This is a genomic window from Bacilliculturomica massiliensis (assembly GCF_900605495.1).
Taxonomy (GTDB): domain Bacteria; phylum Bacillota; class Clostridia; order Peptostreptococcales; family Anaerovoracaceae; genus Bacilliculturomica; species Bacilliculturomica massiliensis.
The window spans coordinates 457625-479652 of sequence record NZ_LR027603.1 but is presented as its reverse complement, the minus strand read 5'-3'; the positions used below and the strand labels follow the sequence as shown (position 1 = coordinate 479652).

Annotated in this window: 14 protein-coding genes and 1 pseudogene; 4 read left to right on the top strand and 11 right to left on the bottom strand. The window is 58.0% G+C overall.

Going from position 1 to position 22028, the window contains the following annotated elements:
• The first annotated feature begins 85 nt into the window (after positions 1–85).
• From E0E37_RS11715 to E0E37_RS11700, 4 genes are all read left to right on the top strand, one after another.
• Positions 86–2677, top strand: coding sequence for a LuxR C-terminal-related transcriptional regulator (locus E0E37_RS11715; protein WP_130863220.1), 2592 nt, complete (start codon positions 86–88; stop codon positions 2675–2677).
• Positions 2678–3019: 342 nt separating this feature from the next.
• Positions 3020–4960, top strand: coding sequence for a leucine-rich repeat protein (locus tag E0E37_RS11710; protein ID WP_130863219.1), 1941 nt, complete (start codon positions 3020–3022; stop codon positions 4958–4960).
• Positions 4845–6140, top strand: coding sequence for an S-layer homology domain-containing protein (locus E0E37_RS18900; RefSeq protein WP_246019782.1), 1296 nt, complete (start codon positions 4845–4847; stop codon positions 6138–6140). The genes E0E37_RS11710 and E0E37_RS18900 overlap by 116 nt, the downstream gene beginning before the upstream one ends.
• A gap of 203 nt (positions 6141–6343) precedes the next feature.
• A complete protein-coding gene (locus E0E37_RS11700) occupies positions 6344–7261 on the top strand; it encodes a copper amine oxidase N-terminal domain-containing protein (RefSeq protein ID WP_130863217.1) in 918 nt (305 codons plus the stop codon).
• 134 nt (positions 7262–7395) lie between these two features.
• Here the strand turns inward: E0E37_RS11700 and E0E37_RS11695 are convergent, their stop codons facing one another.
• From E0E37_RS11695 to E0E37_RS11645, 11 genes and pseudogenes are all read right to left on the bottom strand, one after another.
• Positions 7396–8136, bottom strand: a complete 741-nt coding sequence (locus E0E37_RS11695) for a response regulator (RefSeq protein WP_130863216.1) — start codon at positions 8134–8136, stop codon at positions 7396–7398.
• A complete protein-coding gene (locus tag E0E37_RS11690; protein WP_130863215.1) occupies positions 8123–10864 on the bottom strand; it encodes a sensor histidine kinase in 2742 nt (913 codons plus the stop codon). Before E0E37_RS11690 ends, E0E37_RS11695 begins: the two co-directional genes overlap by 14 nt.
• A 143-nt stretch (positions 10865–11007) precedes the next feature.
• Positions 11008–12036, bottom strand: coding sequence for a hypothetical protein (locus E0E37_RS11685; RefSeq protein WP_130863214.1), 1029 nt, complete (start codon positions 12034–12036; stop codon positions 11008–11010).
• 27 nt (positions 12037–12063) lie between these two features.
• Positions 12064–12669: a K(+)-transporting ATPase subunit C gene (gene kdpC, locus E0E37_RS11680; protein WP_130863213.1), complete on the bottom strand. Its 606-nt coding sequence runs from the start codon at positions 12667–12669 to the stop codon at positions 12064–12066.
• A 15-nt stretch (positions 12670–12684) separates the two neighbouring features.
• Entirely contained in the window at positions 12685–14754 is a 2070-nt protein-coding gene (kdpB, locus tag E0E37_RS11675) for a potassium-transporting ATPase subunit KdpB (RefSeq protein ID WP_130863212.1), read from the bottom strand.
• 22 nt (positions 14755–14776) lie between these two features.
• On the bottom strand, positions 14777–16519 hold the full coding sequence (gene kdpA, locus E0E37_RS11670; RefSeq protein WP_130863211.1) for a potassium-transporting ATPase subunit KdpA: 1743 nt from the start codon (positions 16517–16519) through the stop codon (positions 14777–14779).
• A 372-nt stretch (positions 16520–16891) separates the two neighbouring features.
• Entirely contained in the window at positions 16892–17542 is a 651-nt protein-coding gene (locus E0E37_RS11665) for a potassium channel family protein (RefSeq protein WP_130863210.1), read from the bottom strand.
• Positions 17543–17790: 248 nt separating this feature from the next.
• Positions 17791–19137 (bottom strand): TrkH family potassium uptake protein, encoded by a 1347-nt coding sequence (locus E0E37_RS11660; RefSeq protein ID WP_246019713.1) that lies wholly within the window; start codon positions 19135–19137, stop codon positions 17791–17793.
• Between the two features lie 566 nt (positions 19138–19703).
• Positions 19704–20183, bottom strand: a pseudogene (locus E0E37_RS11655) (ABC transporter ATP-binding protein); the annotation flags it as partial.
• Positions 20176–21090 carry an ABC transporter ATP-binding protein gene (locus E0E37_RS11650; protein ID WP_130863207.1) on the bottom strand — a complete coding sequence of 305 codons (915 nt, stop codon included), beginning with the start codon at positions 21088–21090 and terminating at the stop codon, positions 20176–20178. The pseudogene E0E37_RS11655 and the gene E0E37_RS11650, both read right to left, overlap by 8 nt.
• Positions 21087–22025, bottom strand: coding sequence for a branched-chain amino acid ABC transporter permease (locus E0E37_RS11645; protein ID WP_130863206.1), 939 nt, complete (start codon positions 22023–22025; stop codon positions 21087–21089). The genes E0E37_RS11650 and E0E37_RS11645 overlap by 4 nt, the downstream gene beginning before the upstream one ends.
• Positions 22026–22028: the final 3 nt, after the last annotated feature.

Genomic DNA, 22028 nt, shown 5'->3' with positions numbered 1-22028 from the left:
GATCTCTGTGTTATATTAAATCGAAAGAAACCGCCCCTAGATCTGTTCACATGAACGGAACGTTAAACATACCGGAGGTCTACTCATGCCAAACAAACGGATCAACGCCCGTATCGAAGGGCTGCTGAATGAAAAATATACGCCCGCCGCGCTGCCGGATATCTACGCGCCCCGCCACAATCTGATGGCGGTTTTTCAGCGGGCCTCCGAGAACCGCTTCGTCTTTGTAGGCGCCCCCTCCGGCTCCGGCAAGACCGTTTCCGCTCAGCTCTGGCTTAAGAGATCCGGACGCAGGAGCGTGTGGATCGGCCTGGACCGCTACGACGACTCGCCGTCTGTTTTTTTCAAGCTCCTCTCCAAGGGATTGTATTCCGTCTGTCCGGAGAATGAGAATATGCTGAAGATCATCACCAGTCCGGCCTTTTCCTCCGTCCCAGTAGAGCACACGGTGCAGCTGCTTTCAGAGCTCTACGCCGGGAAGGGCTCTTACGCTCTGGTACTGGACGATATGCACGTGATCGACAACGGGGAGATCCTCAAGTCTCTGCCCGCTATTCTCCGGCGGCTTCCCCGCTCCTTTGTGGTCCTGATCCTCTCCCGGGGAGAGATCCCCGGAGAATTTCAGTCTCTTTTCCGCGAGGAGGCCCTGAGCGTGATCACCCAGGATAACCTTCGTTTTACAGAGGAAGAGATCCTTCAGTACTTCAGCAGTCTAAACCAGAGACTCACCGCTGAAGAATCGCGGTTCGTCTGCAACGTTACCGGGGGCTGGGCCATCGGCGTCAACGCCGTGGCGAAATCTGGGATCCCGGAAGAAAGCATCGCTTCCGGCTTTGCCCGCTATTTTGAGATCCACATCTGGAACCGCTGGGAGCCGCGGATCCGGGAATTCTGCCTGAAGACTTCGGTGGCCGATGAATTTGACGCCGAGCTGGCGCGGCTCCTCACCGGCGAGGAAGACGCCCTGCCGATCATGCGGGAGCTGAGCCGCGCTAACGATTTTCTCAGCAACCTGCACGATGATACTTACCGCTATCACCATATGTTTCTGGATTTTCTCCGGTCTCAGACCGCAAAAAACAAGGCGGATACCAGCGGACTTTACAAGCTGGCAGCCGATTACTACAAGTCGAAGGGCGACTACTCCAAAGCTCTGCGCTTCTGGGCGGCCAGCGGAGATTTCCGGGGGATCAGCGGATATCTCTATTTGTTTCTCTTTGAAAACAACCGGGGAGCCGTGGCGGAGTACGCCGACTTTCTCTCCACCTTTTTTTCCGGCGATTTTCCCGCCGAGGCTTTCGGCCAATTCCCGCCTCTCCACATCGCGGCGGCCTGGTATCACTACCTCACCAGCCACCGGGAAGAGTTTGAGTCCCACATGGACGCCGTGTATCAAAATCTCCCCTCCATCGCCCTGGCGCAGTCCAAATTTGTGGAGTATGCGATCCTGGCCTACAGCGTGGACTACCGCACCAGTATTCTGGACAAAATTAAAAACTTCAGTAAATTTGGCCGCTACATCCATCAGTTTACGGCGGAGGGACTGGCCACCAGCATCGCCTCCTTCACGCAGAATCTTCCCTTCATGCACCGCAGCAATCTGGACTATTCCGACCTGAGCCTGGACCCGGCCAGCCGGCAGGGCGTGGCGAAAACCTTCGCCCTGTTTCTCGGACCGGAATGGAACTACCTGCAGCACCACATCTGGGCCTGTTTCGATTACGAGCGGAATCATCTGGACAGCGCCCTGCTGCAAAACTCCCGGGCTCTGGAGCTCCTGAACGGAGACAGCAGGCCCGAGGGCCGCATTTGCGTCTGCATCCTGCAGATCTCCATCCTGTACCGGCTGGAGCGGTTCGAGGAGGCTGAGACGGCCGGCCGCGTCCTTGAGGATTTTGTCCGTTCCTCCGCCAAGTTTTTCCTACCCAATCTGGCGGCTTTTCAGGTCAGACGGCGGCTTTGGCACGGCGACCGGGCGGCGGCTCGGGACTGGCTCGCTCAGTACTTTGTGGTCGAGACCGACCACGTGGAGCTGTTCCGCATCTACCAGCACTTTTCCACCGCCCGCGCCTATCTGGTCCTGAACAGGACCGAAGAAGCCATGGGCTACATCGGCATGCTCCGGCGGTACGGCCGGGAATTTAACCGCCCTCTGGACGAGGGGGAGGCCTGCGTGCTCCAGTCCGTTCTGGAGTGGGCTCTGGGGCAAAAAAAAGAAGCGGTCTCCACGCTGGAGACCGCCCTTGGGATCCTGCAGCCCTATTCCTTCACACGCGTCGTGGCCGACGAAGGCGCCGCCGTCCTGCCCGTGCTGAAGCGCCTGTACGCCAGGCTGAGCAGGCAGGATCACAGGAATGAGACACGCCAAAGGAAGGAGACCGGCCCGTCCCTGTCCTGCGTAAACGAGATCATGCTGGCCGCCTACCGGTTTTCAAAGGGCCGCGCCGGCGTCGCCGCAAATATCCGGCGAAAGGACAAGCCCGTCAAGCTGTCCCGTCAGCAGCGTCAGATGGTGCTGCTGCTGTCCCTGGGTTATCGTGGCACCGCGATCGCAGAACGCACCGGACTTTCCCTCTCCACGGTCAAAAGCCACCTCACCGCGGCTTACCGGAAGCTGGAGGTGAACAACGCCATGGACGCCGTGATCAGGGCCAGGGAGCTGGGACTGATCGAATAGAATGAGCCAACCCCAAAAAGATGAAACTGATCCGCCCCCTTTCTCTGGGGCAAAAACCTCATACTTTTTTCAGCTCAGTGCAATATCATCCGAAAATAAAGTTGGAAAAACCTCATACCGTATGATTTTATATCTTTCAGCCCTGTGCTAAGCTCATTTTAAAAATGAGGGGAAGATATCGTTCGTTTCTTAAAAGAAAAGCGAGGGAAACCGGAAGGCCGGAAAGCCGCGGCGGATGAAGCGCGGCTGACCGGTCATATCCTGGAGACGGCAGGCAGCTCTTTCAGAGCGGTTCGAAACGCTCCTGTCCGGCCGCTCATAAAATGATAGGAGGGAAAGAGCATGAAGAACAGAACACACAAACGCAGCCTATCGCTGCTGCTGTGCGCCGCCCTGCTGTTGGGACAGCTGAGCTCGGCGGCATATGCGGAAACCACGCCGTCAGGCGCCGGGGGGCCGCGCGGTCACCGCCGGCCGCACACGACGGAATGCGGCTATATGGTGGCCGAGGGTCAGCCCTGCGGCTTTGTCTGCCAGATCTACAGCGGAGAGAAAGAAGACGCCAGACCCGCGCCGGGACCCATCGCCCTCGCGGACGTCAGGCGGATGGGAGCGGAAAACGTCCCGTCGAACGCGCAAGGCGTTCAAGACGTTGTTTTGGAAGTGACTTTTAACGACAACGGCGACGGCGACGAGATGGAAACAGCTATTGAAACCGCTCTTGCCGCCCTTCCGCCCGGCGACAAAATGACCGTCACCGCCATCGAGCTCACCGGCAGCGCGGTGGAGATCACAGGACAAAATTGGAGATATCTGTTAGAGCGGTTTCACAGGGATAGCGGCTGGGACAGTCTGACAGCCCTTGACTTGTCCCCCATGGCGAACCTTAAAACCATGCGAAACGATACGATTATTCAGGTAGGCAACATAACAAAACTGCAGACGCTGACCCTTCCGGACGGCCTGACTCAAATTGGGCAGTATGCGTTTTATCACTGCTCAAACCTGGACCTGCAGGCGCTGCCCAGCGGCCTGACTCAAATTGGGGAATCTGCGTTTTCCAACTGTCCTAACCTTGCCTTGCAGGCACTACCCGAGGGTCTGACTCAAATTGACGGCTATGCGTTTTCCAACTGCACCAGCCTCGCCCTGCAGGCGCTGCCGGAGGGGCTGAAACAAATTGGAGAATCCGCGTTTTCCAACTGCAGGGGCCTCGCCCTGCAGGCGCTGCCCAACGGCCTGACTCAAATTGAGGAATCGGCGTTTTCCGGCTGCGAGAACCTTGCTCTGCAGGCGCTGCCGGAGGGGCTGAAACAAATCGGAGAATATGCGTTTTCCGGCTGCGAGAACCTCGCCCTGCAGGCGCTGCCCAACGGCCTGACTCAAATTGGAGGATCTGCGTTTTCCGGCTGCGAGAACCTTGCTCTGCAGGCGCTGCCGGAGGGGCTGAAACAAATCGGAGAATATGCGTTTTCCGGCTGCGAGAACCTCGCCCTGCAGGCGCTGCCGGAGGGGCTGAAACAAATCGGAGAATATGCGTTTTCCGGCTGCGAGAACCTCGCCCTGCAGGCGCTGCCCAACGGCCTGACTCAAATTGGGGGATCTGCGTTTTCCGGCTGCACCAGCCTCGACCGCATCATTATGGAATCCACCACCGCTCCGGCGATCGCTTCCTCCACTTTCGAGGATACAAGTTCCGGCCTGACCTTTTATGTCCCCAAAAACGGGAAGGGCTATGACAGCGGAGGCTGGGAAGAGCTGCTTACTGTGGAGTACGACCTGACCCTTGACCTGAACACGCTGCAGCTGAAAACCGGTCAAAGTCAAAAACTAACTGCCACGCTGAGACCCACCGGCGCCGTGCCTGTCGTGAGTTGGGAGAGCAGCGACACCGGCGTGGTCACGGTGGACGGAAGCGGCAGCGTGACCGCCGTTTCCACAGGCACGGCCATCACAGCCATCATCACCGCCACCGCCCGGCAAGGAGGCGAAACAGCGAGCTGCACCGTCACCGTAAACCCGTCCGCGCCCAGCGGCGGAGGCGGGCATTCGAGCTCCGGGGGCGGCCGCCAGCGGCGGAGGCGGGCATTCGAGCTCCGGGGGCGGCCGTTCCCGCATCGCGATCACGGCCCCGCAGCCGCCCCAGCCGGACAGCCCTGTGCTGGCCGTGATCGAAACGCCCGTCACGGTGAAAGACGGCGCCGCTGTGGGAACGGCGGACGACGGCGGCACGTCGGAGGCCATTACCAGGGCCCTGAACGCCGCAGAGCAAAAGGGCCGTAAGAATTATGGCATCGCGGTGCAGTACGATGCGGCCACAACAGCGGCCTGCGACGGTTTTTCCATCGCCATCAAGCGGGCGGCCCTTGACCGGCTTGTTGACCCCAACAACAATGTGAAGTACATGACCATCAATACATCCGTTGCGGATCTGACATTCGGACCGGCTCAGCTGGCCGAGATCGCCCGCCAGACCGGCGGGGACGTGACTTTCACTGCCGCCAGAGCCACCGATCTGACCGGGGACGCCCTTTCCGCTGTCGGCTCCCGGCCGGCTTATGACTTAAAGATCAGCTTCCAGAAAGACGGCCGGCCGGTCTATCTGTCCAACGTGGGCAGCGTGTCCGTGGGCCTTGCCTACACCCCCGCCGCCGCGGAAGATGTCGAGGGACTGTATCTCGTCTACGCGGACGGCACGGGCGGCGCGGAATGGCTCTACCCTTCCGGCTATAGGCCGGATCTTGCCGACGGAAAAACAGAAGACGCCCTTCAGCACGACGACAGCGGCAGCGTGGTCGGCTTCATCGATCATTTTTCCGTCTATGGCGTGGGTTACAAGCTCGCCCCGGCATTTACGGACACGGCGGTTCACTGGGCAAAGCGGGATATCGATTTTGTCGCCAGACGCGGCCTGTTTTCCGGCACCGGCGAGACCACATTCAGCCCCGACACCGTCATCTCGCGGGGCATGTTCGTCACAGCGTTAGGACGGCTGGCCGGAATCGACCCGGCGGACTACGCTTCTTCCGGCCGGTTTTCCGACGTTGCCGCCACCGCCTACTACGCCTCCTTTGTGGAGTGGGCGTCGTCGAAGGGCATTGTGAGCGGCCCCGGCGCCAATACCTTTGAACCCGACCGTCCCGTGACCCGTGAAGAGATGGCGGTCATGATGCAGCGGTATGCAGACAAGCTGGGATACGCCCTCCCCGCAGTCCGTGAAGCGGTGGTTTTCGCAGACGACGACGAGATCACCGGCAGCATGAAAGACGCGGTACAGGCCATGCAGCAGGCGGACGTGATGAGCGGCATCCCCCTGGGGACCCTCCCATCCGCCGAAAGCGGAATCCATCCTGAGGACGGCCGCCTGTTCGCCCCGAAAGACGCCGCCGCCCGGGCCGAGGCCGCCGTGGTCCTGCGGCGCTTCGTGGAGATCGTCATCGACGGGGTCGCCGCCGGAAGCTGAACGTTAAAGGACGGCCGCATGGCGGCCGCCATCCATCGAAACATCTCAAACGATAATTGTATTCCTCCGTATTTTATGGTACAATCTTCTATATCAGACGCAGCGCGCCATATCCCGCCATAGTCCCCCCGCCGCAGGCGGGCGGCTGTACCGGACAGGCGCAAAGCAATCGTCATAACAGCATCTACCGCAAGGAGGAACCGATGAAAAAAACACTAACGATCGTACTGGCCGCAATCCTGCTTCTGACTTTGCTGCCCATGAGCGTTTTCGCCGCAGACCCGGTCACCGTCAAACTTGACGACGCCGATGTGTCCTTTCCGGACGCTAAGCCCTTTGTCAACGCCGACGACCGCACGCTGACGCCCCTGTCCCCCATCGCCACGGCCATGGGCCTGAAGGTCACCTGGTATGAGGAGGAGGAAAGCGCCTCGTTTACCCGCAGTTTCACGCCTGAGACTTCTCCCATAGTCGTCAAAGACGGCGACGCCGTCTTCTTTATGGGAAGCGAGACCGTTTCCTTTACTATCGGCAGCAAGGAAGCAGCCTACGTCACTCATTTCTTCAATGCAGACGACAAAGAGATGACTGCACCCATGGACAACATGGGCGTTTCCAAAACCATCGCCATGGACACCACGGCGGTCCTTCAGAACCAGCGGACCTACGCACCCGTAAAGTACCTGGCGGAGACGCTGGGCTACATGGTGGGCTGGGACGAATACACAAATACCGTGATATTGCACTCCACCACCGGAATGCTCAATATAGCATACGAATCCATCCTGGGAAATGGCGGCGATTATTACGCTCTCGGGATCTATAAAGGCCGTTTTGCCGAGATGGCGGGACTGAACAAGATCGAGATCAAGTCCGTGACAGTGGACGGAAAGAACGCCGTCTTTGAACGGTTTACCGAAGAACAGCTGGACAATGACGAGCTGACCCTGGACGACTATCTGGACGGCGGCTATATCAGATACGATTTCAAAGGGAAGACCGATTCTTCCATCTACCAGATCGCCGTTACCTACGAGACATCCTATGAGGGCAAAGCCCCGAATACTGAGGTCTCCACCTTCGAATACGACGCCTCCTCCGGCTTTGGCGGCATCATGTAGCTGAGGGGCCGTCCCCCTTTCGGGAGACCGTGATCCGAAGCCATAGACGAAAAGAAAAGCAGCGTGACGATGGGAACAACTGTCACGCTGCTTTTTTATGTCCTTTTCACCGGCGGGCGGGACTGCCCTCCGGATCATCCGCGCCCTCCCGCCGCTGCGTCCTCCGCGCCCTCAATGCGCAGCATACGGTATCCCACTCCGATATGAGTCTGGATATACTTGGGACTTGCAGGAACGGGCTCGATCTTCTTTCGCAGCGTCGCCATGAACACCCGCAGGGACGGAACGTCGCCGGGCAGCGCGTTTCCCCATATCTCTTTCAATATGAAGTTGTGGGTCAGCACCTTTCCCACATTGCGCGACAGCAGACAGATCAGCTTATATTCGATGGGAGTCAGATGGATCTCTTTCGCGTCCACGTAAACGCAGCCAGCCGCATAGTCGATCTTCAGCCCGCCGTTCACAAAGACCGCGTCGTCTTCCGGTCTGCGGCCCTGCTCGTAACTGATCCGGCGCAGGGTGGCCCGCAGCCGGGCCAGCAGCTCATCCACGCTGAAAGGCTTCGTCAGATAATCGTCGGCTCCCGCGTCCAGCGCCGCAATTTTATCCCGCTCCTCGCTTCTGGCGCTGACTACCATGATGGGCACGCAGGACCAGGTGCGTATCTTTTTGATGATATCCACCCCGTCCATATCCGGCAGGCCCAGATCCAGAATGATGATATCCGGATTGGCGGAGGCCGCTTCCATGATCGAGCTTCCCCCCGTCTCCGCCGTGCGGTAGTGATATCCCTGGGTCTCCAGCGTGGTGGTAATGAGATTGCGCACGGCGCGGTCGTCCTCCACCACCAGGATATTGGGTTTATTGTTGGTCATCGCAGTTTACCTCCTCTGATCTCAGCGTGAAATAAAAGACCGTGCCGCAGGGCGCGTTGTCTTTCACCCCGATTTTTCCGCCGTGAGCCTCGATGATGGACTTGCACAGCGCCAGGCCCAGACCCAGCCCTCTGCGGCTGTCGCCCCCCTCTCCGCCCGCGGTGTAGAACATATCGAAGATCCGTTCTTTCGATCCGTCCGATATTCCCTCCCCGTTGTCGGCGATCTCTACCAGAACGTCTTCCCCTTCTTTTCTGGCGGAAACTACGATCTCGGATCCCTGTCTGGTATATTTGATCGCGTTGTTCACTATATTGATGACCACCTGCACGATGAGCCGGGCGTCCATCCTAGCCATCAGCAGTTCGTCCCCCATATCCACCCTGATCAGGTGCTCCGCTTTCTTGCGGCTCACATGAGCCAGCGCCTCGTCCAGCACGTCTTCGATCAGCTCCGGCTGCAGCTCCATCCGCAGTTTGCCGTTGTCAAACCTCGTGATAGAGAGAAGATTCTCCACCAGATTGATCAGCCACATAGAATCGTCGTAGATGTCCGTATAGAGCTGTTTCTTCCGAGGTTCGTCGAGAATCTCCGAGTTTTCCATGAGCACGCCGGCGTTGCCGGAGATGCTGGTCAGGGGCGTGCGCAGATCGTGGGAGATTGCCCGCAGCAGGTCGGCGCGGAGCTGTTCCTGCTGTGCTTTCATCTCTACCTGCTTCTTGACAGCGCCGATCTTTTCCTTTTCCAGGGCCAGTGCGCATTCACCCAGCATGGCGATGAGCAGATTTTTTTCAAAGGATTCCATGGGGTCTTTTCCCTTCATGGCGATGCCCACCACGGCAAAGACTGTCTCATGGCTGCGCACGGCCAGATAAAGGCACCTGGCCCCCGGCAGGGTATTGGTGGTTGCGCCGGCGTGCTTGTTGTTGCGGCACACCCACTGAGCTACCGCCCGCTCGTCCGGACTGTCGTAGATCTCTCCGTCGTCCTCATCCTTATAAATGAGCGGTTCGCTCAGGCCTTTTCCCTCCACGGTGTAGAACAGAACGGTCCTGGCCAGAAGCTTTCTGATCTGGCCCGCCGTCTGCTCTATGATATCTTTGCCCCCTGCAGCCCTCTGCAGCTTCTGGCTGGTCTCCAGCAGGACCTCCGTGCGGTACGCTTTTCCGGCGGACTGCCTGAGCTGCTCCCGGACCCGCATGGTCAGCGTGCTGGTCAGAAAGGAAGCCAGGAACATGACGAAAAACGTTACGGGATAGCCCTTGTCGTAGGCCATCAGCGTGTACCGCGGCACGGTGAAGAAAAAGTTGAATACCAGTACGCTGAGGATGGAGGATACCGCGCTGCAGACCTTGCCCTCGGTCACCATGGCCGTCACCAGCACCCCCAGGATGTAAACGGTTATGATATTGGCCTCGCTGAAGCCCAGATCGTAGAACCAGAATCCGATCAGCGTGGCGCAGGCCAGGATGCCCAGAGACTTCAGCAGATCCGCCGGCGACAGTTTAAACCCGCCTGATATCCGATGCGGAGAGGCTTCGGATATTCTTCCCGGACTGTAGCGGGGACCGGAGTCCGGTATAATGTAAATATCCATGTTTGGCGCCAGCTCCGTCAGCCGCTCCACGAAATTGGGCTTGGGAAAGAAGGGCCTCCGTCTGTTGTTGGAGCGGCCCGCCACGATCTTGGACACGCCGCTGGTCCTGGCGTACTCAGCGATCTGAAAAGGCGCGTCGTCTCCGTCGACCACGGCGATCCTGGCCCCCAGCTGTTCTGCCAGCTTGATATTGTCTGCCAGCCGCTTCTCCTTTTCTCCGGCTTTTTTCCGCCCGTCCGTTTCCCCTCGTCCTTCCATTGCCGGCGGAGCCGTCACGCAGATCGCCGTAAACGCCGCGTGAAAGGCGTCGGCCATTCTGGCCGCCGTGCGGATGACCTTGGGGTTCGACGGCGAATCCGAGATGCAGACAAGGATGTGCTCTCCTGTAAAATATCCGCCTTTTACCGCCTGATTCCGCTCCACCGTCTTGTTGACTCTGTCCGCCGTGCGGCGCAGAGCGATCTCCCGCAGCGCCACCAGATTTTCCCGCGTAAAGAAGTGATTCAGCGCTTTTCTGGCCTGATTTTCCCGGTAGATCTTTCCCTGATTCAGCCGTTCGATCAGATCGTCCGGCTCGATATCCACCAGTTCTACCTGATCCGCGCAGTCAAACACACTGTCAGGGATCCGTTCCTTGACCACCACTCCCGTTATGGAAGCTACGATGTCGTTCAGACTCTCAATGTGCTGTACATTGACGGTGGTGTAAACATTGATGCCGGCTTTCAGCAGTTCCTCCACGTCCTGATACCGCTTCTTGTGCCTGCAGCCCTCCGCGTTGGTATGGGCCAGCTCGTCTACCAGGATCAGCTGCGGCGCCCGCCCGATGGCTCCGTCCAGATCGAATTCCGTCATGGAAATATTGCGGTGGGGTATTTTCAGGGGAGGAATGCATTCCAGACCGGAAAGCAGCGCCAGCGTCTCCGGTCTGGTGTGGGGTTCGATGTAGCCCGCGGCCACGTCCACTCCCTGGGCCAGCGCCTGATGCGCGGCCTCCAGCATCGCATAGGTTTTTCCCACCCCTGCCGCATATCCGAAAAAGATCTTCAGTTTTCCCTTTTTCGTCCCCTCCGCCGCGTCTTCTCTGATCTGCTCCAACAGCTGCTCCGGGTCCGGCCTTCTCTCCGTCATGTGGTCTCTCCTGAATTATATTTCACATTTACCGCCGTCTTATCTTTCTTGCGGTCAAGAAAAATATACTATAGTTCCGATCAAAAGTACATTATGATTTTCCTCGCCATATTAAGATCTCATTAAGACGCGCAGATCCACCGTTACATTGCCGACTTGTTTCGCTCCCTTCCCTTTCCGCACGGCCTCCGGGCGCCCCTCTGCGAAAGGCCGCATCCCGGTCTATCCGCGAAGACCGGGGAAAGAGCGGAAGCGGCGTCCGGAGCCGGGGCGGACACGGGAACCGCGGGGAACAGCAGCTTCAGAAAGAGCTTCTCCGCCGCAGATCCGCTGCGGAAATCGAACCACAGTCTGGCCCCGGCGCTGTCCGTCACGCGAAACTCCTCTCCGCAGTTTTCCACCCGTATATCCGCGCGTTCCAGCGCCAGCCGCAGCCCCATGGTGAGCCTGCTCCTCACCGCCGGCGGAAGCTGACCGAGGTGCTCATAGAACAGCTCAAATTCCAGCGTATCAGCCCTTTCATCCATCCAGACACGCCACAGCTCCGCAAGCTGCGTAACAGTCAGGCACGAGATCAGGCTGATCTCCCGATCTTCCGGCTCCCTGAAAAAGACGTACTTGAAGTACCCTGCGTCCGTTTCCTCAAACAGTCCTTCTTCACGGAATACATCCGCCCATCTGGCGCAGACTCCCACAGCCGCCTGGCAGCTATCCAGGTACGAGACCACCTGGCTCACGAATTTTACTTCCATGCATCGTTCAAAGCGGATCCTGAGCCACACCTCGGAGAGGAACGAGAAGTCGCGGCCCGAGATGCTCCGTTTTACACAGTCCGTCTGGGCTCCGCCCCTTCCCTCCTCCGAAACGGAGACCAGCAGCTCCCCTTCCTCGGGCTGGCCGTCGGCGTAGCCGCAGACTGAAACAGGCCGGCGCCGGCAGAGAGATGCAAGGCAGTCTCCGTATTCCTCAAAGAAGGCGTCGCACTGGATCACAGCCTGCGGGAAAGAGACCCAGAGCTCCCGCCCGTTTTCCGGTTCGTATGTCTGAGGTCTGATCTGAAATGCGCCGCTCAGACAGTAGATGAGCTGACAGATTGTGCCCATGGGAACGGCGGTCTCTTCCGGCTCGCCGTCAGCCAGCTTCACCCTGCTTGCAATCATCATTTTCTGCATCGTTTTTCCCTCCCTGCCGTTGCCCGGCTAATCTTCCAGCACGCCGTCCAGCGCCAGATTAACTTTCAGCACATTGACCCTGGCTTCACCGAAAACGCCCAGGAAACGCCCTGTCGTATATTTGTCGATGATCTCGCCGATCTCTTCCTCGCTCCTGCCGGTGTGCTCCGCCAGCCGGCCGATCTGGTACTCAGCCGCAGCCACGGAGATCTCCGGATCCAGGCCGCTTCCCGAGCAGGTGACCAGATCCACCGGGATCGGCTCGCCCGCCTGATCCGGATGAGCTTCCCGAATCCGTTCCACCCGCTCCGCGATCAGGGATTCCAGTTCCTCACCGGCTGGCGTCTTGTTGGACGCCCAGCCGTACATCAGCGGATTTCCTTCATCGTCTGTCATGGAGCCGGTATCCACATTCATGATGCGTCCCCACATGTGATCCATCTCTTTGTATTCCTGTCCCAGCAGCGCGCTGTAAGTCTTCCCTCCGGCTTCAAACAGACTGCCTCCCGCCTGGTAGGGAAATAAGGTCTTCGATATGCCGGTCACCACCGCCGGATAAAGAAGACCTGTGATGACGGTAAAGATCAGAAAGCACAGCAGCGCTTTCCCTGTGACAGCTTTCAATGTATTCATTTGATCCCCTCCCGATTACACGATCCCAAGTGTTGTGATGATCACGTCGATGACCTTCAGCGCAGCGAACGGAACGATGACGCCGCCCAGTCCATATACCAGCAGATTGTGGGACAGCAGTCTGCCCGCGGACACCTCCCGGTACCTGACGCCCTTCAGCGCCAGCGGGATCAGGGCGACGATGATCAGCGCGTTGTAGATGATCGCGGAAAAGATGGCGCTCTGCGGACTCTGCAGACCCATGATATTCAGCGCCGACAGACCCGGGTACAGCCCGATGAACAGCGCCGGAATGATGGCGAAATACTTCGCCAGATCGTTTGCGATACTGAATGTGGTCAGGCTGCCCCTGGTCATCAGCAGCTGCTTTCCGATGCGCACCACTTCAATGAGCTTGGTGGGCGAGGAATCCAGATCCACCATATTTCCCGCTTCCTTGGCCGCCTGGGTCCCGGTGTTCATGGCCACAGCCACATCCGCCTGAGCCAGAGCCGGCGCGTCGTTGGTCCCGTCTCCCGTCATGGCCACCAGATGTCCCTGAGACTGAAACTGACGGATCATGGCCAATTTTCCCTCCGGCGTCGCTTCCGCAAGGAAGTCGTCCACACCGGCCTCCGCCGCGATGGCCGCGGCGGTCAGCGGATTGTCGCCGGTTATCATGATGGTCTTGATCCCCATTCTCCGCAGATCCGCAAATTTTTCCTGGATCCCCTGCTTGATAATGTCCTTCAGATGGATGACCCCCAGAACTCTCAGGTCCTTCGCCACCACCAGCGGCGTTCCGCCCTGATTGGAGATCTTTTTTACGATCTCTTCGCACTCCCTGCTGTATTTGCCGCCGCCCTTCAGCACGTATTCTCTGATCGTGTCGGCGGCGCCCTTCCGGATCTCCACAGAACCGATATTCACGCCGCTCATCCGCGTCTTGGCCGAGAACGGCACGAACTCCATATCGCTGTCGCTCATCTCCCGCTGTCGGATATTGAAACGCTCCTTGGCCAATACCACCACGCTTCTGCCTTCCGGCGTCTCATCCGCCAGCGAGGCAAACTGCGCCGCGTCGGCCAGTTCCCGTTCGCTGGCCCCGTCCACGGGCAGAAACGCGCAGGCCTGCCGGTTGCCCAGGGTAATGGTCCCGGTCTTATCAAGCATCAGGATATCCACGTCCCCAGCCGCCTCGATGGCCCGGCCGCTCATTGCGAGAACGTTGGCCTGATTCAGCCGGCTCATTCCCGCTATGCCGATGGCGGAGAGCAGCGCTCCGATGGTGGTGGGAGCCAAGCAGACCAACAGCGCCACCAGCGCCGTCACCGACGTGGGACTTTCGATCCCCGCCTGGCCGGCGGAGAACAGCGAGTATGCGTACAGCGACACCGTCACCAGTAGGAAAATGATGGTCAACGCCACCAGCAGGATCTGCAGTGCGATCTCATTGGGCGTCTTTTTCCGGTCAGCCCCTTCCACCATGGCGATCATTTTGTCCAGAAAACTTTCGCCTTCCTCGCTGGTCACCCGGATCGTCAGCCAGTCTGAAATGACCGTCGTCCCGCCGGTGACCGCGCTGCGGTCGCCTCCGCTTTCCCGGATGACCGGGGCGGATTCGCCGGTGATCGCGCTCTCATCCACCGAAGCCGCTCCCTCGATCACATCTCCGTCGGCCGGGATCTGCTCGCCCGCTCTCACCACCACGAGATCGCCCTTTTTCAGGGTGGCGGACGGCACCACCGTGATCTTCTCTTTTTCTTCCGGAGAAGGGATCTTATTGGCGGCCACATCCTTTCTGGCCGCTCTCAGGGAATCCGCCTGCGCTTTTCCCCTGCCCTCCGCTATGGCTTCCGCGAAGTTGGCAAACAATACGGTCAGCCACAATATGATCGTGATCCCCAGTATGAAGCCGGGGTTTTCATCTCTCAGTCCAAACAGCGCGAACACAAACAGCGCTGTGGTCAGTATAGAAGACACATAGACCAGAAACATGACCGGATTTTTCATCTGCGTCCGGGGCGACAGTTTGATAAAAGAATCCTTTATCGCCCTCGCCGCCATGGCTCTGTCTGCGAAATGCTCTTTATTTTTAGCATTCATCGTTCTCACCTCTCCTTACTCTTTATGAAATCATCTGGAAGAACTCAGCCACCGGGCCCAGAGCCAGGGCCGGGAAGAAGCTCAGCGCTCCGATCAGCAGTACGACGAAGATCAACAGGAACACGAACAGCGCGTTGTGCGTGGGCAGAGTGCCGGCGCTGACCGCCACCTTCTTCTTCTGGGCCATGCTGCCTGCGATAGCCAGCGTGGCGATCATGGGCAGAAAACGCACGAACAACATGACAAGGCCGATGCTCGTATTCAGGAAAGGTGTATTGGCGTTGAAACCGGCAAAGGCCGATCCATTGTTTCCTCCCGCTGAAGAATATGCGTACAGCAGTTCGGAAAAGCCGTGCGCTCCGGGGTTGTTCAGGCTGGCCGCCACCTCCGGAATCAGCGCGGCTATGCCGCTTCCCACCAGAATGCCCAGGGGCGTAGCCAGACACACCAGCGTAGCCATCCTCATCTCAAAGGGCTCGATCTTCTTGCCCAGATATTCCGGCGTTCTTCCTACCATCAGTCCGGCGATAAACACCGTCAGAATGGCAAAACCGATCATCCCGTAAAGTCCGCAGCCCACTCCGCCGAAGACGACTTCGCCCAACTGCATCTGCAGCATGGTCGCCAGGCCGCCCAGCGGCGTGTAGCTGTCGTGCATGGAGTTGACGGAGCCGTTGGATGCCGCCGTGGTAAACACCGCCCAGGTAGACGACGCGGCGATCCCGAACCGGCTCTCCTTGCCCTCCATATTTCCTCCGGACTGCTCCGGCGTGTTTTCAATATTGACCGCGCCGTTCTGGGAAAGCTGCGGCGTTCCCAGCTGTTCGTTCACGGCTGTGACGGCCAGAAACGCGCAGAGCATGAGGAACATGGCCAGAAAGATGGCGATCCCCTGCTTCTTGTCTTTTATGTTCCTCCCGAAGGTGAAGCACAGCGCTGCAGGGATGAGCAGCAGGGAGATCATCTCCAACAGGTTGGAAAAAGGCGTGGGATTTTCCATGGGATGGGCGGAATTCACGCCGTAGTATCCGCCGCCGTTGGTCCCGGCCTGTTTCGGGGCCACCTGACTGGCAGCGGGCCCCAGCGGGACGGCCTGTTCCGTCACCACCGTCCCGTCGTCGGCGGTGATCGGTTCCAGCAGAGCGGCTTCTTTATACTCGCTGAAATTCTGAGGGACGCCCTGGGACACCAGCCCTACGGCCAGGATCAGGCACAGCGGCAGCATGATGTAGAGCACTGTCTTTGTCAGGTCCACCCAAAAACTTCCGATCCCCTTATCCTTCACTTTGATGAATCCCCGGATCAGGGCGAACAGTACCGCGATCCCCACGGAAGCGGAGACAAAGTTCTGCACCGTCAGACCCGCCATCTGGCTCAGATAGCTGAGAGTCACCTCTCCGGAGTAGGCCTGCCAGTTGGTATTCGTCACAAAGCTGGCGGCGGTATTGAACGCCAGGTGCCAGGACAGTCCCGGAAGCTCTTCCGGATTCAGCGGCAGCACGCCCTGACACATCAGTATGAGAAACAGTCCGATGAAGCAGATTACGCTGAACATCACCGCGGAAGCCGCATACTTTTTCCAGCTCATCTGTTCGTCCCGGTCCACGCCCATCATGCGGTAGACCAGATTCTCACAGGGCGCCAGCAGACGGGTCAGAAAGACCCTTTCCCCGTTCATCACTTTTCCCATGTAGGTCCCCAGCGGAACAGCCAGCGCCACCAGCACCGCCAGGTATAAAACGTATTGCAGCACAGTCTGTGTCATTTTTCATCACCTCGAAATAAAATTACCGTCAAATACACCAGAAACACCATCGCTATGGCGCCGATCGCGCCTACGATCACATCCATACTCATTCCTGCCTGCTCCTTTCTCTTCCGCCGCCTTCCCGCGGCCGCCGCTGCCCGCTCTCAAAGCGGCCGGCTTCCCGGCGGCCTGGCGGATCTCGTTTCTTCTTGATTCACACTCAGTGTAGCACCGAAAAAATAAGGATGGTGTTAGAGAGGATCGGCGGGAAGTTAAGAGTGCGTAAAGACCCGGATACAGGGGTCCGCCCATGGCGGGCAAACAAAAAAACGGTCCGGCTGTCTGCCGGACCGTTTCATATAACTGCATATTGCGCTGCCTTCAGGCCGCTTATTTCATCTTAGAGATCTTCATCACATCCTGATTGTGGCCGATGATGATCAGCGTCTCCAGATCCGTGAACACGTGGTCCGGTTTGGGCAGAGGATAGATCTGCTCTCCGATCTTGGTGGCCAGAATGCTCACGTGAAATTTTGAACGCACCTCTTTTTGAATAATGCTCTTCCCCAGCCAGGACGGGGGAACGGGGATCTCGTATATTCCATACTCCGGCGTCAGATTCACATAGTCGAAGATGTTATCCGTCCCATATTTAAAGGCGATGCGTTCCGCCATCTCCTTTTCCACATAGACTACCTTGTCCGCTCCGTTTCTCAGAAGGAATTTGGCGTGAACGTCCCGGCTGGCTCTGGCCAGCACCAGTTTTGCGCCGCAGTCCTTCAGCAGGGCCGTGGTCTCCAGGGAGCTCTGGAAATTATCGCCGATGGCCACCACGCAGAGATCAAAATTCCGCACGCCCAGAGAGGCGATAAACGGCTCGCTGACGCTGTCTCCGATCTGGGCGTTGGTCACGAAGGGCAAAACTTCGTTTACCCGCTCCTCCACCTTGTCGATGGCCATGACTTCGTTCCCCTGCTCTGTCAGTCTGGCGGCCAGATGCCTGCCGAACCGTCCCATTCCGATGATCAAGATCGATTTCATTTTTATCTCCTCTTTTCTCTGACCGCAGCGCCGCACCTGCCGGCTGCATGTTTTTCCTTCGGCCGGCTTACCCCGCCGCCCTCTGCGCCGGCCGGCCCCAGCCGATCCGGCGGCTGTTCCCAGTCCTACAGCCGTTCTCAGTCCGGCGGCTGTTCCTCGTCCGGCGGCCATTTCCAGTCCGGCTGCCTGCACAGAGCCGTCAATTGCCACAGATCGCCGGCCGGCACAGGACCGGCGTCCGCCGTCTCTTACCCGATCGTCACCTTCTCCAGCGGCATCTGAGAATTGGCCCGCTCCCGATTGTCGGAGAAAGCCAGAACCAGAGTCAGACTTCCCACTCTGCCGCAGTACATCAGAAAGGCCAGGATCAGATGGGAGGCGTCAGACAACTCCCCTGTGATCCCCAGCGAAAGCCCCACCGTGCTCAGCGCGGACACGGTCTCAAAGAACGCGTCCCGCAGCGAGGTGCTGTCCAGAAAACAGATAGCCATGGCCGCCGACAGACTCAGCAGCAGATAGACGGTCACTACGCAGCAGGCCCGCCGCGTCGTCGCGTCGTCCACCCGGCGCATGAAACACTCGATGGACTTCTTCTGGCGCAGTTCGGAAAAGACGCTCAGCGACAGCACGGAAAATGTAGTGGTCTTAATGCCGCCCGCCGTGGATCCCGACGACCCGCCGATGATCATCAATATGATCATCAGAAGAATGCTGGACTCCGTCATATCCGGAAGGACTACTGTGTTGAACCCGGCCGTCCGAGGCGACACCGACTGAAACAGACAGGCCAGCGCCTTTTCCGGCGCCGAAAGCCCCGCCAGCGCGGTTCCGTGCAGCTCAAAGAGACCGATCAGAAATGCGCCGCTAAAGATCAGCAGCGTCGTGGAGGCCAGCACCAGCTTGGAGTGCAGCCGGTAGCGCCGGAATCGCAGCCGGTTTTTCTGTATGTCCAGCCACACGAAGAACCCCAATCCCCCGATCACGATAAGCGCCATGATGGTCAGGTTGACCACCGCGTCTCCCTGAAACCCCGTCAGCGACGAGTACGGCTCCATTTTTCCAAAGAGATCAAACCCCGCGTTGCAAAACGCCGACACGGAGTGGAACACCGCGAAAAAGATCCCCTGACCGAGTCCTATTTCAGGCACGAAACGCAGGGCCAGCAGCAGAGCCCCCGCCCCCTCAAACAGCAGGGTGCCGCAGAGGATGTAGCGGGTCATCCGCACGATGCCGCCCATCTGCGGCGCGCCCACGGATTCCTGCATGGTATAGCGTTCCCGCAGGCCTATCTTCTTCTTAGTCAGCGTGATCAGCGCCACTGTAAAGGTCATGAAGCCGACGCCGCCGATCTGTATGAGGATCAAAAGCACGGTCTGACCGAATCCCGACCAGTAGCTGTATGTATCGTGGAGCACCAGACCTGTCACACAGGTGGCCGAGGCCGCGGTAAAAACTGCGTCCACAGGAGGCGTCACCGTTCCTTCCCTGCTGGAAACAGGCAGCATCAGAAGCAGCGCGCCCGCCAGGATAATAATAATATATCCCCACATGATGATTTTCATAGGTGACAGTTTAAGTCCAGATAAGCGAATCATTTTTTTCGCTGCCCTTCCTGAAATATTTTTATATGTAAGAAATATCGCCCTTCACCTTGTGAAAGTGAGCCCGCAGGGCGAATGATGTTTCCAAAGGAAACTTTTTTTATTTCTTCTTAATCCCATGAATCCGATTTCTCATTATAGCTGTTTCCCGGTTAAATCGGTGTAAAGAAGAACCGTTTCGCATTAAGATTTCATAAGTGATCCCCACGGCCGCTTCTGCACCGCAAAAAGCGCTGCGGGCCGGAGGAACATGCCCCGGCCCGCAGCGCTTTATTTATTTCAAGGAGCGAAACGCAATATTTTCATCGGCATTCCGGCTTCACGCCGAAACCTGCTCAGTGCTTCTTCCCCAGGTAGGCCTCCTGGATCGTGGTGTCCGCCAGCAGCTCTCTGGCGCTGCCGCTGGAGGTGATCTTCCCCTGTTCCAGCACGTAGGCCCGATCCGCGATGGACAGGGCTTTGAACGCGTTCTGTTCCACCAGGAGGATCGTCTTTCCCATGGCTTTGATCTCCAGAATGATCTCAAAGATCGTGTTGATCAAAAGCGGAGCAAGCCCAAGGGACGGCTCGTCAAGCAATATCAGTTCGGGGGAAGACATGAGTCCGCGCCCCATGGCCAGCATTTGCTGTTCGCCGCCGGACAGCGTGCCGGCCAGCTGTTTTTCTCTCTCCTTCAATCGGGGAAACAGATCGTAGACCCGTTCAAAATCAGCGCTGATCCCCTTGGCGTCGTTTCTCAGATAGGCGCCCATCTTCAGGTTTTCGTGGACCGTCAGATTGGCGAAGATGATCCGTCCCTCCGGTACTTGACAGACGCCGGATTTTACCACCTTATGCGCCTGCTTGGCCAGCGGCTGTCCCTCGTATTCGATGAGCCCGCTGTACTTGATCACACCGCTGATCGCGTTGAGAAGAGAAGATTTTCCCGCCCCGTTGGAGCCGATGATGGTCACGATCTCCCCCTGCGGAACGTCGATGGAAACCCCTCGCAGAGCGTGGATACCGCCGTAATATACATTGAGATCTTCAATTTTAAGCATCAGCAGCGTCCCCCTCTCCGGCTTCCTCTCCATCTTTCGCTTCTTCTTCCGCGCTGCCCAGATAGGCCTCCACGACCTTCGGATTGTTCTGGACCTGGGCCGGCGTGCCTTCCGCCAGCGCTTTTCCAAAGTTGAGAACGAATATCTTGTCGCACAGCCCCATGATCAGATCCATGTGGTGTTCGATAATGAGCACGGTCAGTCCAAAATCGTCCCTGATCCTGCGGATCAGATCCATGAGCGCCAGCGTTTCCTCCGGATTCATGCCCGCCGCAGGTTCGTCCAGCAGCAGCAGCTTCGGATCCAGCGCCAGTGCCCGGGCGATCTCCAGCTTCCTCTGCAGACCATAAGGCAGGTTTGCCGCCACCATGTCCCGATAATCCCACAGGCCCATGAGTTTCAGGAGCTCCTCCGTCTTTTTCCTCAGCTCCGTCTCTTCCCGCCACAACGTCTTCGACCAGGGCAGGACATAATTAATGATCGGTATCCGCCTGGGCAGAATAGACTCAAACAGACTGTAATTTGCCGAGCGGTGACAGGCCGTCAGTACGTTTTCAAAGGTAGTCAGCTTTTTGAACAGCCGGATATTCTGAAACGTTCTCGTGATCCCTTTTTCAGCGATCTGGAAGGGTTTGAGAGGTTTCCAGGCAAACCGGCGTTTGATTCCGTTTACGAACCCCGGTCCGTAAGGATCGGCTTCGGCGATCTGTTCACCGTAAAAACTGATCTTCCCCTCTGTCAGAGTGTAGACTGCCGTGATCAAATTGAATATCGTGGTCTTGCCCGCTCCGTTGGGACCGATCAGGCCGAAGATCTCCCCTTCTTTTATGGTAAAGGTGACGTCCCCCACAGCGGTGAGTCCGCCGAAGCGTTTTGTCACCTGTTCCAGTTTTAAAACGTCAGTCATGATTCGCCGCCTCCTTCCCCGGGAAGCTCTGTTTTCGCTTCTTTATCCGCTTCTGCGGCAGCCTTTGCCCGCCTGTTTTCACCGGTCACCGTTCTCTTGATCCAGCGGAACATATCGGTGATCTCGATGCCTCCCAGCATGCCCTGCGGTCTTGCGATCATGATAGCGATGACCGCAGCGCCGTAGAATACCAGCCTCCAGTTGGCCAGTTCACGCAGCAGCTCGGGCAGGAAGGTCAGAATAAACGCTCCCACTACACTTCCTGTAATGCTTCCCAGTCCTCCGAAAATGACCATGATCGTCATTTCTGTGGATTTAGTCAGCTGGAACATCAGCGGCTGAATAAATCCCACATAGTGGGCCCACAGCGCGCCGCCGATCCCCGCGTACAGTGCGGAGATGGCCAGAGACTCCATCTTGTAACGGAAGACGTTGATGCCAATGGCCTGGGAAGCCAGCTCTTCTTCGCGGATGGCGATCATGTTTCTGCCGTGTCTGGATTTGATCAGGTAGGCCATGGCCATGATCCCTATGATGTCGATGACGATCACATTTACAAGCGTCGTGTCCAGCGGGATGCCGGGCAGGCCTCTGGCGCCGCCGACTATCGTCATATTGTCCAGGATCAGCCGGATCGCTTCGCCGAAACCCAGCGTCGCGATACAGAAATAATCCCCCTTCAGGTTCAGTGTAAAATACCCGATGAACAGTGAGGCGATCATCGCCGCGATGCCGCCGATGAGGATCGCCAGATAAAACGGGACGTCAAGCTGCATGGTGCAGGTGACGGCCACATAAGCTCCGATGGCCATGAATCCGGCGTGTCCGAATGAAAACAGCCCCGTAAAACCGGTCAAAAGGGAAAGGCCCAGAACGATCATCACATTGATGCCGACCAGGATCAGGATACCTTCTATGTAAAACCAACTAAACACTGT

Bases quoted from the DNA above. Each gene is read 5' to 3' on its own strand.
- E0E37_RS11715 (WP_130863220.1), top strand. From the start codon at position 86: ATGCCAAACAAACGGATCAACGCCCGTATCGAAGGGCTGCTGAATGAA.
- E0E37_RS11710 (WP_130863219.1), top strand. From the start codon at position 3,020: ATGAAGAACAGAACACACAAACGCAGCCTATCGCTGCTGCTGTGCGCC.
- E0E37_RS11660 (WP_246019713.1), bottom strand. From the start codon at position 19,137: ATGATTCGCTTATCTGGACTTAAACTGTCACCTATGAAAATCATCATG.
- E0E37_RS11650 (WP_130863207.1), bottom strand. From the start codon at position 21,090: ATGACTGACGTTTTAAAACTGGAACAGGTGACAAAACGCTTCGGCGGA.
- E0E37_RS11665 (WP_130863210.1), bottom strand. From the start codon at position 17,542: ATGAAATCGATCTTGATCATCGGAATGGGACGGTTCGGCAGGCATCTG.
- kdpA (WP_130863211.1), bottom strand. From the start codon at position 16,519: ATGACACAGACTGTGCTGCAATACGTTTTATACCTGGCGGTGCTGGTG.
- E0E37_RS11695 (WP_130863216.1), bottom strand. From the start codon at position 8,136: ATGACCAACAATAAACCCAATATCCTGGTGGTGGAGGACGACCGCGCC.
- kdpB (WP_130863212.1), bottom strand. From the start codon at position 14,754: ATGAATGCTAAAAATAAAGAGCATTTCGCAGACAGAGCCATGGCGGCG.
- kdpC (WP_130863213.1), bottom strand. From the start codon at position 12,669: ATGAATACATTGAAAGCTGTCACAGGGAAAGCGCTGCTGTGCTTTCTG.
- E0E37_RS11690 (WP_130863215.1), bottom strand. From the start codon at position 10,864: ATGACGGAGAGAAGGCCGGACCCGGAGCAGCTGTTGGAGCAGATCAGA.
- E0E37_RS11700 (WP_130863217.1), top strand. From the start codon at position 6,344: ATGAAAAAAACACTAACGATCGTACTGGCCGCAATCCTGCTTCTGACT.
- E0E37_RS11685 (WP_130863214.1), bottom strand. From the start codon at position 12,036: ATGCAGAAAATGATGATTGCAAGCAGGGTGAAGCTGGCTGACGGCGAG.